This is a genomic window from Psychrobacter sp. NPDC077938 (assembly GCF_044542635.1).
Lineage (GTDB): Bacteria > Pseudomonadota > Gammaproteobacteria > Pseudomonadales > Moraxellaceae > Psychrobacter.
Map to the genome: position 1 here is coordinate 303,364 of NZ_JBITUW010000004.1, position 15,367 is coordinate 318,730.

Annotated in this window: 13 protein-coding genes and 1 pseudogene; 12 read left to right on the plus strand and 2 right to left on the minus strand. The window is 42.6% G+C overall.

Annotation, left to right across the window (positions count from 1 at the left end; translation table 11 throughout):
- Window positions 1-98: 98 nt before the first annotated feature.
- Entirely contained in the window at window positions 99-1,010 is a 912-nt protein-coding gene (locus ACIGBM_RS09095; RefSeq protein WP_397477516.1) for a LysR family transcriptional regulator, read from the plus strand.
- 107 nt (window positions 1,011-1,117) lie between these two features.
- On the opposite strand, the gene ACIGBM_RS09100 is transcribed toward ACIGBM_RS09095, so the two are convergent.
- Together ACIGBM_RS09100 and ACIGBM_RS09105 are read right to left on the minus strand one after the other, a co-directional pair.
- The gene (locus ACIGBM_RS09100) at window positions 1,118-1,561 is read right to left on the minus strand and encodes a hypothetical protein (protein WP_397477517.1); all 444 of its coding nucleotides are present in this window, start codon (window positions 1,559-1,561) and stop codon (window positions 1,118-1,120) included.
- A gap of 94 nt (window positions 1,562-1,655) precedes the next feature.
- The gene (locus tag ACIGBM_RS09105; RefSeq protein ID WP_397477518.1) at window positions 1,656-2,606 is read right to left on the minus strand and encodes a hypothetical protein; all 951 of its coding nucleotides are present in this window, start codon (window positions 2,604-2,606) and stop codon (window positions 1,656-1,658) included.
- 241 nt (window positions 2,607-2,847) lie between these two features.
- On the opposite strand from ACIGBM_RS09105, the gene ACIGBM_RS09110 reads away from it, so the two are divergent.
- From ACIGBM_RS09110 to ACIGBM_RS09160, 11 genes and pseudogenes are all read left to right on the plus strand, one after another.
- A complete protein-coding gene (locus ACIGBM_RS09110; protein WP_296206942.1) occupies window positions 2,848-3,879 on the plus strand; it encodes a LysR family transcriptional regulator in 1,032 nt (343 codons plus the stop codon).
- Window positions 3,880-4,163: 284 nt separating this feature from the next.
- The gene (locus ACIGBM_RS09115; protein WP_379544368.1) at window positions 4,164-5,450 is read left to right on the plus strand and encodes an NRAMP family divalent metal transporter; all 1,287 of its coding nucleotides are present in this window, start codon (window positions 4,164-4,166) and stop codon (window positions 5,448-5,450) included.
- Between the two features lie 372 nt (window positions 5,451-5,822).
- A complete protein-coding gene (gene prpB / locus ACIGBM_RS09120; RefSeq protein ID WP_114700000.1) occupies window positions 5,823-6,716 on the plus strand; it encodes a methylisocitrate lyase in 894 nt (297 codons plus the stop codon).
- A gap of 107 nt (window positions 6,717-6,823) precedes the next feature.
- Entirely contained in the window at window positions 6,824-7,480 is a 657-nt protein-coding gene (locus tag ACIGBM_RS09125; protein WP_397477519.1) for a DUF2059 domain-containing protein, read from the plus strand.
- 96 nt (window positions 7,481-7,576) lie between these two features.
- Window positions 7,577-8,704 (plus strand): 2-methylcitrate synthase, encoded by a 1,128-nt coding sequence (gene prpC / locus ACIGBM_RS09130; protein WP_341609333.1) that lies wholly within the window; start codon window positions 7,577-7,579, stop codon window positions 8,702-8,704.
- Window positions 8,705-8,849: 145 nt separating this feature from the next.
- Window positions 8,850-9,455 (plus strand): hypothetical protein, encoded by a 606-nt coding sequence (locus ACIGBM_RS09135; RefSeq protein WP_397477520.1) that lies wholly within the window; start codon window positions 8,850-8,852, stop codon window positions 9,453-9,455.
- Window positions 9,456-9,587: 132 nt separating this feature from the next.
- Window positions 9,588-12,221: a Fe/S-dependent 2-methylisocitrate dehydratase AcnD gene (gene acnD, locus ACIGBM_RS09140; RefSeq protein ID WP_397477567.1), complete on the plus strand. Its 2,634-nt coding sequence runs from the start codon at window positions 9,588-9,590 to the stop codon at window positions 12,219-12,221.
- Between the two features lie 218 nt (window positions 12,222-12,439).
- Window positions 12,440-12,688, plus strand: a pseudogene (locus ACIGBM_RS09145) (type II toxin-antitoxin system Phd/YefM family antitoxin); the annotation flags it as partial.
- 119 nt (window positions 12,689-12,807) lie between these two features.
- Window positions 12,808-13,068: a Txe/YoeB family addiction module toxin gene (locus ACIGBM_RS09150; RefSeq protein ID WP_037025847.1), complete on the plus strand. Its 261-nt coding sequence runs from the start codon at window positions 12,808-12,810 to the stop codon at window positions 13,066-13,068.
- An 80-nt stretch (window positions 13,069-13,148) separates the two neighbouring features.
- A complete protein-coding gene (prpF, locus tag ACIGBM_RS09155) occupies window positions 13,149-14,402 on the plus strand; it encodes a 2-methylaconitate cis-trans isomerase PrpF (protein ID WP_397477521.1) in 1,254 nt (417 codons plus the stop codon).
- A 14-nt stretch (window positions 14,403-14,416) separates the two neighbouring features.
- A complete protein-coding gene (locus tag ACIGBM_RS09160) occupies window positions 14,417-15,355 on the plus strand; it encodes a 5'-nucleotidase (RefSeq protein WP_397477522.1) in 939 nt (312 codons plus the stop codon).
- The last annotated feature ends 12 nt before the right edge of the window (window positions 15,356-15,367 follow it).

Sequence of the window (15,367 nt, forward strand, 5' to 3'; positions counted from 1 at the left end):
ATGATAGTATATGATTGAATCCATACAAATACTGTATAGATAAAAAATAAGACTGAGCAAGATTTTGATGAAAGATGTTAATAAAAGGGATTGATGGTATGGATATAAAAACACTCAAAAGCTTTATGGCCGTGGCCAAGCACCAGAGTTTTTCGGAAGCGGCGCGTGAGCTGTATACCGTACAACCTGCCATCAGTCGCCATATCTCATCGTTAGAGACAGAGTTAGGCGTTGTGCTGTTTAACCGTACTTCTCGTGAGGTGACTATTACACCCGCTGGCGAGCAACTATTGAAAGACGCTGCTGTTATTTTGAGCTTAGCAGAGCAAGCAAAGACACAAGTTAAACGGGCACATGACGGACAAGTAGGCACGCTCAATATTGCGCATCTAAGCTCAGCATGTTTGACCTTTATGGCCACGTTGGTACGCAGTTATAAAGCGCAGTTCCCGAACGTACATGTGTCATTGTTTGAGATGACGGTGACCGAACAGATAGAAGCGTTTAATAATGATCGCATCGATATTGCTTTTTCTAGGCCATTGCCGAGCGCTATTGCTAATGACTTTGTTAGCCACAGTATTTATATCGACAAATTGGTGGCGATTGTGAACCAGAGCCATGCATTAGCCAATCAAAAAACCATTGATTTGGCGCAGCTAAAAGATGATAGGTTTATTATTTTTAACCGTGATGAAGCAGTTGGTCTATTTGATGAAACCATCATGCTATGCAGACAAGCTGGGTTTTCGCCCAATATCATCAGTCAACCCAAGCACATGCAGACATTGGTAACCGAGGTAGCGGCCGGTTTAGGAGTAGCAATTGCGCCTTATTGCGTACGCAAACTGTATAGCGATGGCTGTCACTTTATGATGCTAAACAACGTCAGCACACACATACCCGTGCATATCCAATACAAGCAGACCAATTACAGTGCAACGGCTGCCGCTTTCGTAGCGGTTGCGTTGAGCGCGACAGATGACATACAGCAAAGCATGGAGCACTGAGCCCACAAAAAAGCCCCATTCGTCTGGTTTATAGAAAAATGGGGCTCAATATTATTCACTTACTGATTTATAGCTATCAATATAATACTATAGCGCTAATAGCAGCCCTAATAACTGGATTCACGATATAAGGTTTTATGCGCTTCTACTCTAAAGTCTTCAATGCTAATGGTAGGCGTAATACCATGTGTGCTATAGGTAGCTTGTTTAAGCTGTCCTTCATCACGAAATAGTACATTTTGTGCTTCTTGTTTGAAGTCATCATAACTAATGACATCATTCTCTTGATAAATATCAGAGATTACATAGTCGCTTTGGCTATACGATTGTGATGGAATGTTATTAAAACTGCTTTTTGTCGCAATATTGCTTGCCGTTAAACCGTTATTGGTGAACGATGCTTGAGATAGCGTAGAAGCAGTACGGTCAAATAGATACATAGCTAGTAGAACAATAAAGACCATGCTGGCGATAAAGAAAAAATGCCTGCGTGGTCTAATGTTTTTTGATTTAGTAGCACTACCGCTACTAATTTTGTTTAAATTACTCATAGCTACGTACCAGTTCAACTCACGTTATCAACGGTACATGACCGTGTATCCTATGTGTTGTCTAATGGGTTAAACTAAACGAAACATCACCATTCTAATCGTTAGTTTCTCTATACAATGTGGTTTGTGACTCTTGCCTAAAATCATCATAGGTAATAGCAGCTTCCTCAGTTTCCGAAACAGCAACATCGTCTCCTGTTGTAGAGTTTTCAGGATTCAACTCTAGTTCATTAGCAGCTGGCATGTCTGGTCTGCTATTACCTGAAGCACTCTGCTGGATGGATGCTGGTTGCTCACTTATAAGGTCAACGTCATCAGTAACTGTTTGGCTTTCGACAGGTGTTATTGTCTCAGTGTCAATAACTGGTGTACTGTCTTTCTCTACATGAGTATCAGCACTGTTACCTTTATCGTCAACAGCAGAAGTTGATAATATTCCTGAAAATATAAGCATCACTATAATAGTAGCCAATACTATTGAGCCAACAACTATACCAATAACGATAGGTTTTTTGCTACTCTTTACCTTGCTTTTGGTTACTACTTCCTCAACAGAGGTTGATTCTACTAAGTCTTCAATATTTATAGAGTCATTGTTAGACATGATACCTGTCGTAGGTTCACTGTAATGGGCGGTAGCAGCAGGCAAGTCCGTATCGTTACTATTTTCTGTGTATTCTGAATCTGCAGTATGTGAGCCGACATCACTAACACTACTATAGTCGTCATCCTCTATGCTCGGTATATGAGTTTGTGATACATTTTTATTTGAAAAATCAAAAGTTGCATTTACTTTTGATCCTTCGTCGATATTTTGATCTTCAAACAGCTGTAACTCTTCTGTACTTAATGGTTCAAAAGCAGGAAGTTTTTGTGCGCCTTCCAATGGTTTCGAATTTTTTCTGTTACTATCTTCAGAGCTATGAACACGACTAATAAAACGTTCATAGATATCATTGTTGTTACGCTTACGCGACTTCTGGTGAACGATTTTAGCCAATTTTTCGTCAAAATCAGTACCGATGTCTTCTTTTTCGTCGCTCATAGAATAATACCAAACCAGTTTGTTCTACTGGCATTAAATGACTGCTAAGATGAAGTTTTGATTTTTCTTGCTAGAGTGTAACAGTGTTATCAGCACTCAATATAGTTGCTCATACCATTATCTTCAAGCACAATTTTTTTAATGTCATGAATATTTGTGCAAATTGTCTTCAACTACAGGATAAATAAGAAGTAAAAACAAATATCATGAAGACAACATAGACTATGACAGGCTCAATAGTATGGATTTAAAACAGCTTAATGCGTTTATCGCGGTTGCAGATTTGCGCAGCTTTAGCGCTGCCGCCACCAAGACAGGACTGTCACAGCCGAGCCTGAGTCGCTTGCTAAAACAGTTAGAGACTGACATGGGCGTGGTGCTTATTGATCGCTACCACAGACCACTACATTTGACTGAAGCGGGCAGTTTTTTCTACGATAAAATAAGCACGATACTGACCGAGATTGATACTGTAACCAGTATGACTCAGCGCCTATCAGCACCCAGCAGCGTTTTAAATATAGGTTTTGTGCCCTCAGTACTATATGGCCTGTTGCCTGAAATCATTGCCACGCTTAAACAGTTCAGCCCTGATATCGACGTTAATTTAAAAGACATTAGCTCATATCAACAAATAGATGCACTCAAGTCTGGTGAGATTGATATTGGTTTTGGCCGATTTGCCCATCAAGACCCATGGATTCAGCAGATTCTGCTACGTCATGAACGCTACGTGGTGGCATTGCCAAAATCACATCCGCTTGCCAATGTACGTAAGCAGCGCTTGATAGACCTAGCGAACAATCGCTTAATTTTATATCATCAAACACATTTGCCAGTATCGTCCACGGTGACGACAGAGACAGGAACCCAATCGAGCGACAAGTTATCTACAAATAGAGTCAACCGTGCTGCTACTCATGAAGCATCATCTAGCGCTAGCGAGCCTATTACTGAGCCTTTACTACATCTTTTTGCCCAGTATGGCATCTCACCTTTTATGACCACGACAGTCAGTGATTTGCAGGTAGCATTGGGACTGGTCGCGGCAGGCGAAGGCATTACATTGGTGCCTGCCAGCTTGCAAACCGTACGTACGGAACAGATCAGCTACCAACGTTTGGTTCATGAAAATGTCACCTCCCCTATTTATTTACACACCCTCAAAGACTTTGTACATCCCAAAATACCTGACTTGCTCACAGCTATTTATCACGTCTACGAACAGCGCGGCATCACTTATCGGCAGCAAAATTTTGTGTCACAGGCCTAAATGGGCAGATATCCGATGAATATTGTGTTATAAAGAACCGCCAAAAATAATTCATTTTAAATATTGATATTATTTTATAAGTATGCTAACTAACAAGAATAGCAATGCAAACAAATAGTAATAATAACTAGAATAATCATTCTCCTAGACAGTGTTGGTGTGATAAAGTCGATACGATGTAAATCGTTTTATATTTAGACGATTTATAGGACGTTCTTTTCTGATCATTGGCAAGCTGACACAGGTAAGTGATAATTTGCTGTTTTAACCATTTCGAGGTATTCATGTCCACACAACAACTCAACAACCCAAGTGCCCCTGACGATAGCGTTGCCTCGCAACAAGAGGGCTTTAGCTGGCGCATCTTTGGCCCAGGCATTTTGATGGCGACTGCTGCCATTGGTGGTTCGCATTTGATTTCATCAACACAGGCGGGTGCTATCTATGGCTGGCAATTGGCTATTATGATTGTATTGGCCAACGTGTTTAAGTATCCGTTTTTTCGCTTTGCAACTGACTACGTCTACGATACTGGCGAGAGTTTGATTGCAGGCTATGCCAAACGCTCAAAGGTATATCTTTGGGTATATTTTATTCTTTCTATCTTGTCAGCGGTTATTAGTACGGGTGCGGTTTCACTTATCGCTGCCGTAATTTTGGGCTTTATGTTGCCAGCCTCACTTGGTCTGTCGACAATGGCGTTATCTCTCATTATCGTCGCGGTCTCTTGGTTCTTTCTGATTGCAGGGCATTATAAATTGCTCGATGGTGTGACTAAGTGGATTATGATTGCGCTTACCACGGCTACCGTTGCTGCGGTTATTATTGCAGCTGGCAAGCCAACCGTTATGGCAGTAGATTTTGTGGCGGCTTCTCCTTGGAATTTAGCCACGTTGGGCTTTATCGTAGCACTCATGGGCTGGATGCCTGCACCGCTTGAGTTTGCTGCAATTACCTCTATGTGGACCTCTGCCAAAGTCAAAGCAGATCACACCACGCATAGCCAAGGCTTGTTAGACTTCAATGTTGGCTATGCAGTTTCAGCGATATTGGCCTTGTTCTTCTTATCGTTAGGTGTGTTTGTCCAGTATGGATCAGGACAAGAGATTGAGTTGGTCGGCGGTGCTTATATCAACCAGTTAATCAATATGTATACCGCAACCATTGGTGAATGGTCGAGATTGCTGGTCGCTTTCGTCGCCTTTATGTGTATGTTTGGCACGACCATCACCTGTGCTGATGGCTATGGACGTGCTAATGCTGAATGCTGGCGCCTGCTAAAAGGTGAAAGCGAAATCAATAAAAAGCAGATCGCTTTTTGGACGACCTATGCCATCGGTGGTGGTCTAGTAATTATCACTTTCTTCACAGGACAACTAGGCGCTATGCTTAAGTTTGCCATGATATCGGCGTTCGTCTCGGCGCCTATTTTCGGTTGGTTAAACTACTCATTGGTTAAAAAGCATAAGAAACTGTCAGCAGGTATGAATGCTCTGTCTATCGCGGGTCTAATATTCTTGGCAGGCTTCGCGTTATTGTTCTTGGCCAATATGGCAGGTCTATTTGCTTAAGCTTTTGATTAATATAAAACTCATCGCTTAACAATCTTATTCAAGCAAAACATAAGCCCTAATAGCTCAGCTATTAGGGCTTTTTAATGGGTGTAACTATATCAATAAAGCAAGGCAGCTTTAGTAATTGTAACTAAATGTAAAAAATAGAATATTCTAAAAGCTGTGATTTTAAGCAATATGAATACTTATTGTGAGAAATTACCAATAACTGCATAATGATATTTGAATCATGAATACTATTAAAAATACTACATTTAATTATTATTTAAATTAAATATTAATTGATAACCCAAACTTTTCAGGCATGAATAATTGAGTATAATCAGCTACAACCATTAGAATATTTTCCCTCCATGTAAGGACAATCACATGACTTCATCTTCAGCAGGCGCGCGCTTTCGCAGTGCTCTCACTCAAAAAAATGATAACAACCAACCATTACAGATTGCAGGCGCTATCAATGCCTATACAGCGATGATGGCGACCCAAGTTGGTCATCAAGCGTTGTACCTCTCCGGTGCTGGCGTGGCCAATGCCTCATTTGGTTTACCTGATCTCGGTATGACCAGCCTTGATAATGTACTAGAAGATGCTCGCCGTATCACCGATGCCGTTGATACACCATTATTGGTTGATATCGATACTGGCTTTGGTGGTGCGTTTAACATCGCCCAGACCATCAGAAAAATGGAAAAAGCAGGTGTCGCGGCAGTACATATCGAAGACCAAGTGGCGCAAAAACGTTGTGGTCATCGCCCTAATAAAGAAATCGTTAGTATCTCAGAGATGGTTGATCGTCTGAAAGCAGCACTAGATGCCAAAACTGACCCTGACTTTGTGGTGATGGCACGTACAGATGCATTGTCTGTAGAAGGCTTGGACGCTGCTGTCGAGCGCGCCGTTGCCTTCCAAGAAGCTGGCGCAGACATGATCTTTGCAGAAGCGCTAACCGATATCGAGATGTATCGTAAGTTCACTGATGTACTCGATATTCCAGTACTGGCAAACATGACAGAGTTTGGTCAGACAGATCTATATACCACTGACCAGTTGTATAGTGTGGGTGTTGAGATGGTGCTATATCCACTATCCGCTTTCCGCGCTATGAACAAAGCGGCATTGAACGTTTATCAGCATTTGTTAGATGATGGCACTCAAGACAAAGTCGTCGATACCATGCAGACTCGCATGGAGCTCTATGATTTCTTGAACTATCATGAGTTTGAGCAGACACTAGACAAGCTATTTGCTGATAATAAGTAGTTAATAACTAATAACTACCAATTAGCAATTAGCAACACCGAAACGATAAACCACCTCTGTGGACTTTATCGTTTCAAAATCCGTCTTTATTTACCTTTAGGTTATTTATGCCATTTTTTACGTCTAATACTGTTGTTAAAACGTCACTACTTAGTAGCACGCTAGCGGCGCTGTTGTTCATGACGGGCTGTGATAAAACACCAGAAAACGTCGACGATACTACCAGTGATACGAGCGAGACTGTTGTTAGCGAAAGCGAAACTGCGCCATCAGAGACTGATGCTCAAAATGACTTGATCATGACGACGATTACGTTAGATACCGTCAACAGCCTATTGTTTGCACCAATTATCAATAGCGGCGCGCTCAGTGCAGAGCAAGTCAGCTGCCTTGAGTCACGAGACAAAGACTTGGGTAAAGCGGAAGTCGATCGTTTTTATAAGAGTCAGTTTACTGATGCAGAGTTAAAAGAATTAAATGACTTTTATACGTCGGACGTGGGTAAAAAATTACTTGCTTTTGGCAATGAGCAATTGCGCGTCATGAATGGCGAAGAAGTAGCAACGCCAATGGCTGACCCGACTCCAGAAGAAATGACTGAGATTCAGACATTTATGGAGTCACCACTGGGTGCCAAATATATGAAGATCAACAATGCAGAAGGCGAAGGCAGTGCAATGGAAGTCTTAGATGGCCCTATCGAAGCTGAATTTGAGCGTTGTAACGTCGATTTAGACGGTCCACAGCCTGAACAGCCTGCATAACGCTAAACTGGCATTATAGTCAGTCATTAACCAATAAATTTATTATCAGAAACACCGTTTTCACTCAAAAAAGCTACCAACAAAAGGAATGTAAACATGGCAGCACAGAAAGAACTTTCAGGCGCAGGTCTACGTGGACAAGTCGCCGGTAAAACCTCTCTATCTACCGTTGGCAAATCAGGCTCTGGTCTGACCTATCGCGGTTATGATGTATCAGAGCTGGCAGATAAATGTATTTTTGAAGAAGTAGCGTATTTGCTGTTATACGGCAACTTGCCTACTCAAAGCGAGCTTGATGCCTATCAAACTAAGCTCAAAAGCTTACGCGGCCTACCACAAGCATTAAAAGACGTGCTTGAACGTATCCCAGCTGATGCGCATCCAATGGACGTGCTACGTACTGGCTGCTCTATGCTCGGCAACCTTGAGACCGAAACGGATTTTGCTCAGCAAAACGATCAAACTGACCGTATGCTAGCGGCCTTCCCGTCGATTATCAACTATTGGTATCGTTTTACCCACGACAATGTACGTATCGAGACCGATACAGATGATGCCACCATTGGCGGTCATTTCTTACATTTGCTCAAAGGCGAAAAACCAAACGAGCTGCACGAAAAAGTAATGAACGTCTCGCTTATCCTTTATGCAGAGCATGAGTTTAACGCGTCGACCTTTACCGCTCGTGTGTGTGCATCTACCTTATCTGACATTCATTCTTGTATCACTGGTGCAATCGGTTCACTACGCGGTCCATTGCATGGCGGAGCGAATGAAGCGGCGATGGATATGATTGAAGGCTTTAGCTCACCTGATGAAGCTGAAGAAGAAATGATGGGTATGCTGGCTCGTAAAGACAAAATCATGGGCTTTGGTCATGCGATCTATAGCGAGTCAGATCCACGTAACGTCGTAATTAAAGGCTGGGCTGAGAAGCTAGCTGCGGACGTTGGTGATGAAGTGCTATACCCAGTATCAGTACGCTGTGAAGAAGTCATGTGGCGTGAGAAGAAGCTATTCTGTAATGCTGACTTTTTCCATGCGTCTGCCTATCACTTCATGGGTATCCCAACCAAGCTATTCACCCCTATCTTTGTCTGTTCACGTCTGACTGGTTGGGCAGCTCACGTGTTTGAGCAACGTGCTAACAACCGTATCATTCGCCCAAGTGCAGAGTACACTGGTGAAGATCTGCGTCCTGTACCAGATATGAGTGCGCGTTAATTTCATCTTGTTACCTAGGAATATACCTTAGTTAATTCTATAAATTATTGACTAAGGTAGTCTTAATTCAAAAATCTTACAGTTCTTAAGTTATATTACTTTTCTACTAAAATTGAATATCTTTTAAAATGTTTACGGACAATAAATGAACCTGCATGAAGCTATTACTGTATTAGAAACTTTTAATCAAAAAGCGAATAAAATAAAAAACTTCAGTTTTACTGAAAAGTATCTAAATCCAGGAAATTCACTGACCATTTCGGGATGTAAAGCGCAAAATGATTTTAATATTAATGTTAAAGAAACAAAAGTCGAAGATGAAGCTGTTGAAGCCGTAGTACTAACGTTAAGATTCTTTATTCAAAACAATGAGAAAACCTCTTTAATGAATATGTCAGGACTCTATAAAGAATCAAATCATCTACACAACTTATCTGATGAATTTGAGAAATTAAGACTCCGTATTAATAATATATTATCTTTAGCTGTACAGCCTCAACCACTAACGCATTCTTTTGAAAACTCTTTAAAAGTACAAGATATCCAAGACGTTTTTATGTACGGCTCATTAGCTCACTCAAACAAGACAAAGGCTCTAATTTATGCTAGTTGGATGAGCAACCCGATCACTAAAGTATCTTACATGCATTATTTTCAAAAGTTAGTTCATGAATACATAGATGTTACTAATAAAATAGCTTTCTTGAATAATTCTTTAATCCAAATTTTTCGAAGTCACACAAGTATTTGATTAGTCAGAAGCCTTCAAGTTACGATTCATCAATACGTTACGACTCTTAAAAATTTCAACTTTATTACTCAATTCCCATTCCAACCAGCCAACCGCTAAAGGTGACTTATGGACAACGCCCTAGTACAACCAATGAACGAACAATTTAAAAAACCACTTCCCGGTACTGACCTTTATTACTTTGACACCCGCGAGGCTGTCGAGAGTATCGAAGCTGGCGCGTATGACAAACTACCATTTTGCTCAAAAGTATTGTGTGAAAACCTAGTACGCCGTTGCCCACCAGAAGAGTTGACCGATGCGCTAAAGCAGCATATCGAAGGCAAGCAAGATCTAGATTTTCCTTGGTACCCTGCCCGCGTGGTTTGTCATGATATTTTGGGTCAGACAGCCTTTGTTGATTTGGCTGGTCTACGTGATGCTATTGCTGAGCAAGGCGGTGATCCGTCCAAGGTAAACCCTATCGTGCCAACCCAGCTTATCGTTGACCATTCATTGGCCGTTGAGCATGCAGGCTTCGAAGACGACGCGTTTGAGAAAAACCGCGCGATTGAAGAGCGCCGCAACGATGACCGCTTTCACTTTATCAACTGGTGTCAGTATGCCTTTGACAATGTAAACGTCGTACCGCCTGGTAATGGCATTATGCATCAAATTAACCTAGAAAAAATGTCACCTGTCGTACAGGTCGTGCACAATAAAGCGGGTGAAGAAGTCGCTTTTGCCGATACATTGGTTGGTACTGATAGCCACACGCCGATGGTCGATGCACTAGGTGTAATATCGATCGGTGTTGGCGGTCTAGAAGCCGAAAGCGTCATGCTAGGTAACCCATCATATATGCGCCTACCTGATTACGTTGGTGTTAAATTAGCAGGAAAATTGCAAAAAGGTATTACTGGTACGGATCTCGTACTGGCGATGACTGAGTTCTTACGCGACGCAGGTGTGGTCTCTACCTATATCGAATTCTTCGGTGATGGTGCACGCCAGCTAAGTGTCGGTGACCGCGCCTCTATCTCCAATATGACGCCTGAATATGGTGCCACTGCTGCGATGTTCTATATCGATGAGCAAACCATTGACTATCTACGTCTGACTGGTCGCTCTGAGCCTCAGATAAAATTGGTTGAGCAGTATGCCAAGCAAACTGGCTTGTGGGCTGACGGTATGGAAAAGGTCGAATACGCCCGTGTGCTTGAGTTTGACTTGTCATCAGTTGGTCGTAATATGGCAGGCCCATCGCGTCCACATGCGCGGGTATCTACCGATGATTTGGTGGCCAAAGGCATCGCCCATGCGCCTGAGCAAAAGCTACCTGAACCAAAAGATGGTCTCATGCCAGATGGCGCAGTGATTATCGCGGCGATTACCAGCTGTACCAATACCTCAAACCCACGCAACATGGTAGCTGCAGGCCTCGTCGCCCGCAATGCCAATGCCAAAGGATTATTACGTAAACCTTGGGTAAAATCTTCATTAGCGCCCGGCTCAAAAACGGTAAAAATGTACTTAGAAGAAGCAGGCCTGATGCCAGAATTGCAAGAGATCGGCTTTGACGTGGTCGGCTTCGCCTGTACGACGTGTAACGGTATGAGCGGTGCACTTGACCCTGACATCGAGCAAGAAATCATCGACAATGATTTATTTACCACGGCAGTGCTATCTGGTAACCGCAACTTTGACGGCCGTATCCATCCCTATGCCAAGCAAGCATTTTTGGCATCGCCGCCACTGGTTATCGCATATGCTATCGCTGGTAACATCCGTTTTGATATCGAAAAAGACTCGTTGGGCAAAGACCAAGACGGCAATGACGTCTATCTAAAAGACATCTGGTTTGATGATGATGAAGTGGATGCCATTGTTGCTTCTGCTGTTAAGCCTGAGCAATACAATGCCGTATATATCCCAATGTTTGATGAAGCTAAAAAAGACACGGGCAAAGCGTTAAGCCCATTGTACGACTGGCGTGAAATGACCACGTATATTCGCCGTCCGCCGTATTGGGAAGGTCAAATGGCAGCGATGAACAAACTAAAAGGTATGCGTCCATTAGCAGTATTGGGTGATAACATCACAACCGACCATATGTCACCGTCGAATGCTATTTTGGGCACATCTGCCGCTGGCGAGTATTTGGACACTATGGGCTTGCCTGCCGAAGACTATAACTCATACGCGACCCATCGCGGCGACCATTTAACCGCGCAACGTGCGACCTTTGCCAACCCTAAGCTATTGAACGAAATGGTACGCGATGAAGATGGTAAGGTTGTCCAAGGCTCATTGGCGCGCGTTGAGCCAGAAGGTCAAGTCATGCGTATGTGGGAAGCGATTGAGACCTACATGAACCGTGAGCAGCCGCTGATCATCATCGCAGGTGATGGCTATGGTCAAGGCTCAAGCCGTGACTGGGCTGCCAAAGGTGTCCGCCTCGCTGGTGTGGAAGCCGTTGTCGCTGAAGACTTTGAACGTATTCATCGTCAAAACTTAGTGGGCATGGGAGCGCTACCTTTACAGTTCGAAGAAGGTACGACACGTCATACGCTAAATATCGATGGTACAGAAACCTTTGATGTCACAGGTGAAGTCTCGGCTGGCGGGTTGATGACTCTAGTGATTCATCGTACTGATGGTAGCACCACTGAGACGCCTATTATCTGCCGCTTAGATACTGCTGATGAAGTCAAAATGTACAATGCTGGCGGTATGCTACAACGCTTTGCTAAAGAGTTTATCGAAGGTACGCTAGATATTGCATAAGTGTCATGTGTCCTGATTAACCAACTCCTCTGAAGACGCCGATGTTGTATAGCCTTATATGACATCGGCTTTTATTTGCTTTTGCGTTCTATACACTGAGTTTTGTTACTTACTCCTAAGTACTAGATAGCAGCTAAATATTGAGTTTACTTGATCAATAGCGTAATATGTACTATATATTGTACAAGTCATGAAGCGTATTATGAAAGGAGTAAACCATGAGAGTCGTTAGTTTTTCAGAAGCCAGAAAGCACCTAAAATCCGTCCTAGATACGGTAAACGATGATGCTAATGCCACTATCGTAACCCGCCGTGATGCTGATGATGCAGTTGTGATGTCACTTGATTATTATAACAGTCTGATGGAAACCGTCTATTTATTGAAATCTCCTGCCAATGCAGCGCACTTAGCGGAATCTATTGCCCAATATAAAGCCGGCAAGACTGTGACGCGTGAGCTAATTGATACAGCAGAAGGCAGTGATAAAAGTGACGGTCGCAGCGACGACAATGAGCATACGGATGGCGATATTGAAAGTGCTTGAACTCAAAGGCTGTAATCCGTTCAAAGGCAAAGGGTCTAACAATGAGTGAACAACTAGCATGGACAGACGCTGCGTGGAAAGACTACCTGTACTGGCAAACGCAAGACAAAAAAACACTCAAACGTATTAACAAACTCATCACCGAATGTAAGCGTAATCCGTTTGAAGGCATTGGCAAACCTGAACCCCTAAAAGAAAACCTATCCGGATTTTGGTCAAGACGCATCGATGACGCCAATCGGTTGGTATATGCCGTCGATGATAATTACCTGACGATTATCTCTTGTCGCTATCATTATTAACGAGCGCTCTTAATCATGCATATTTACTTGCTGATGGCAGCATACCCAATCTTATAACGATATAAAAAGGACTTAATACAGTGGCCCAAACCAATACTAAATCAAAAGCTTCTTTCGCCCCGCAACTATCCGTCCCTGCTACCTATATGCGTGGCGGTACCTCAAAGGGCACTTTCTTTAAATTATCTGATTTACCTGAGCGCTGCCAAGTCGCTGGCGAATCACGTGATAACTTCCTATTACGTGTCATCGGCAGCCCAGATCCTTACGGTAAGCAGATTGATGGTTTAGGCAATGGTAGCTCTAGTACCTCAAAGACGGTAATTTTATCGGCCTCTGACAGACTAGACCACGATGTGAATTATCTGTTCGGACAAGTTAATATCGCCAAGCCTATGATTGATTGGGCGGGTAACTGTGGTAACTTAACCGCAGCCGTTGGTGCCTGTGCCATTAATATGGGTTTGGTTGATGCCGAAAAAATTGCTAATAGTATCGATGACAATGCTGAAAGCGGTATTTGTGAAGTGCGTATCTGGCAAGAAAATATTGGTAAAACCATCATTGCTCATGTGCCAGTCTATAAAGACGCGAATGATAAAGTACAGGTTCAAGAAACGGGCAACTTTGAATTAGATGGTGTGACTTTCCCAGCTGCTGAAGTCAAAATTGAGTTCATCGATCCGGTTGATGCAACAAGTGATATGTTCCCTACTGGTAACTTGGTTGATGACTTCGATGTGACAGACTGCGGTCTAAATGCTGATAGCGTCAAAGCCACCTTTATCAGCGCAGGTATCCCAACCATCTTTATGAAAGCTGAAGATTTAGGCTTTACGGGTACTGAATTACAAGGCGACATCAATAGCGATGGTGAGCTACTTGCCAAACTTGAGAAAATCCGTGCCACAGGCGGCGTTGCGATGAGATTATTCAAAGACGTGAGCGAGGCACAGACCAGCCAGCATATTCCTAAGGTCGCTTGGGTAGGTGCAGCACAGAGCTATACCGCCTCTAGTGGTAAGTCGGTCGATACAGAAGAGATTGACTTAGTCGTACGTGCCATGAGTATGGGTCAATTGCATCACGCCATGATGGGTACAGCAGCAGTTGCTATCGCCGCTGCGGCAACCACACAAGGCACACTCGTCAATCAAGCAGCAGGCGCTGGCGAGCTGACAGAGGTACGTTTTGGCCATCCATCAGGTACATTACTCGTAGGTGGTAAGACTGAACTGGTCGATGGACGCTGGCAAGCCAAAAAAGTATCGATGAGCCGCTCAGCAAGGCGTATCATGGTTGGTGAAGTTTTTGTGCCAGCGGATAGTTTTTAATTAAGGAAATTATAATGGCATACGACCTTACAGGAAGGTTAGTAATTGGATTGTCTTCAAGTGCTTTGTTTGATTTAGATGAGTCAGACAAGGTATTTAGGGAACAAGGTGAGCAGGCATATAGGGATTATCAACGTGAAAACCAAGATATTCCTCTTATCACAGGCGTTGCTTATCCATTCATCAGAATATTATTAAAGTTGAATGAAATTTCAGATGAACCTTTGGTTGAAGTAATTTTATTGTCTCGTAACGATCCTGACACAGGGTTGAGAGTCATGAATTCTATTGAGCACTATGAGCTGTCAATTACACGGGCTGTTTTTTTGCAAGGCCAATCAGCTTATAAATATATCCCAGCATTTGATATTGAGTTATTTTTATCTGCCAATGAAGGAGATGTTAAGCAAGCAGTAGATGCAGGATTTCCAGCAGGTCAAATCTTGCATGGTAATATTTCTGATGATATTGAGGACATGCAATTAAGGATTGCTTTCGACTTTGACGGGGTGCTGATAGACGATGAAGCAGAAACAGTTTATAAGAAATCTAATGAATTAGGTGATTTCCACTCTCACGAGTCTTCTAAAGTAGATATAGCTCATAATCCAGGACCTTTAAAAAACTTTCTTGATCGCATTTCTTATATTCAAAAGCTTGAGACTACTTACAAGCTTAAAAATCCTAATTATGAACCAGTTTTGAGAGTTTCCATCGTCACAGCAAGAAACGCACCTTCACATAAGCGTGCAATTAATACTATGAGAGAATGGGATATTCTTGCTAATGAGGCATTTTTTATGGGAGGAGTTGAAAAGTCTAAGGTGCTTGAGATATTAAAACCACATATTTTCTTTGATGATCAAAAGTTACACTTGAAATCTGCTAGTATTTTACCTTCGGTTCACATACCTTTTGGAGTCGCTAATAAAGTAGTACATAATGAAAGCTAATTACTAATAATT

Excerpts from the sequence above, each read along its gene's own strand:
- ACIGBM_RS09095 (WP_397477516.1), top strand. The coding sequence starts at position 99 with ATGGATATAAAAACACTCAAAAGCTTTATGGCCGTGGCCAAGCACCAG.
- ACIGBM_RS09100 (WP_397477517.1), bottom strand. The coding sequence starts at position 1,561 with ATGAGTAATTTAAACAAAATTAGTAGCGGTAGTGCTACTAAATCAAAA.
- ACIGBM_RS09105 (WP_397477518.1), bottom strand. The coding sequence starts at position 2,606 with ATGAGCGACGAAAAAGAAGACATCGGTACTGATTTTGACGAAAAATTG.
- ACIGBM_RS09110 (WP_296206942.1), top strand. The coding sequence starts at position 2,848 with ATGGATTTAAAACAGCTTAATGCGTTTATCGCGGTTGCAGATTTGCGC.
- ACIGBM_RS09115 (WP_379544368.1), top strand. The coding sequence starts at position 4,164 with ATGTCCACACAACAACTCAACAACCCAAGTGCCCCTGACGATAGCGTT.
- prpB (WP_114700000.1), top strand. The coding sequence starts at position 5,823 with ATGACTTCATCTTCAGCAGGCGCGCGCTTTCGCAGTGCTCTCACTCAA.
- ACIGBM_RS09125 (WP_397477519.1), top strand. The coding sequence starts at position 6,824 with ATGCCATTTTTTACGTCTAATACTGTTGTTAAAACGTCACTACTTAGT.
- prpC (WP_341609333.1), top strand. The coding sequence starts at position 7,577 with ATGGCAGCACAGAAAGAACTTTCAGGCGCAGGTCTACGTGGACAAGTC.
- ACIGBM_RS09135 (WP_397477520.1), top strand. The coding sequence starts at position 8,850 with ATGAACCTGCATGAAGCTATTACTGTATTAGAAACTTTTAATCAAAAA.
- acnD (WP_397477567.1), top strand. The coding sequence starts at position 9,588 with ATGAACGAACAATTTAAAAAACCACTTCCCGGTACTGACCTTTATTAC.
- ACIGBM_RS09150 (WP_037025847.1), top strand. The coding sequence starts at position 12,808 with ATGAGTGAACAACTAGCATGGACAGACGCTGCGTGGAAAGACTACCTG.
- ACIGBM_RS09160 (WP_397477522.1), top strand. The coding sequence starts at position 14,417 with ATGGCATACGACCTTACAGGAAGGTTAGTAATTGGATTGTCTTCAAGT.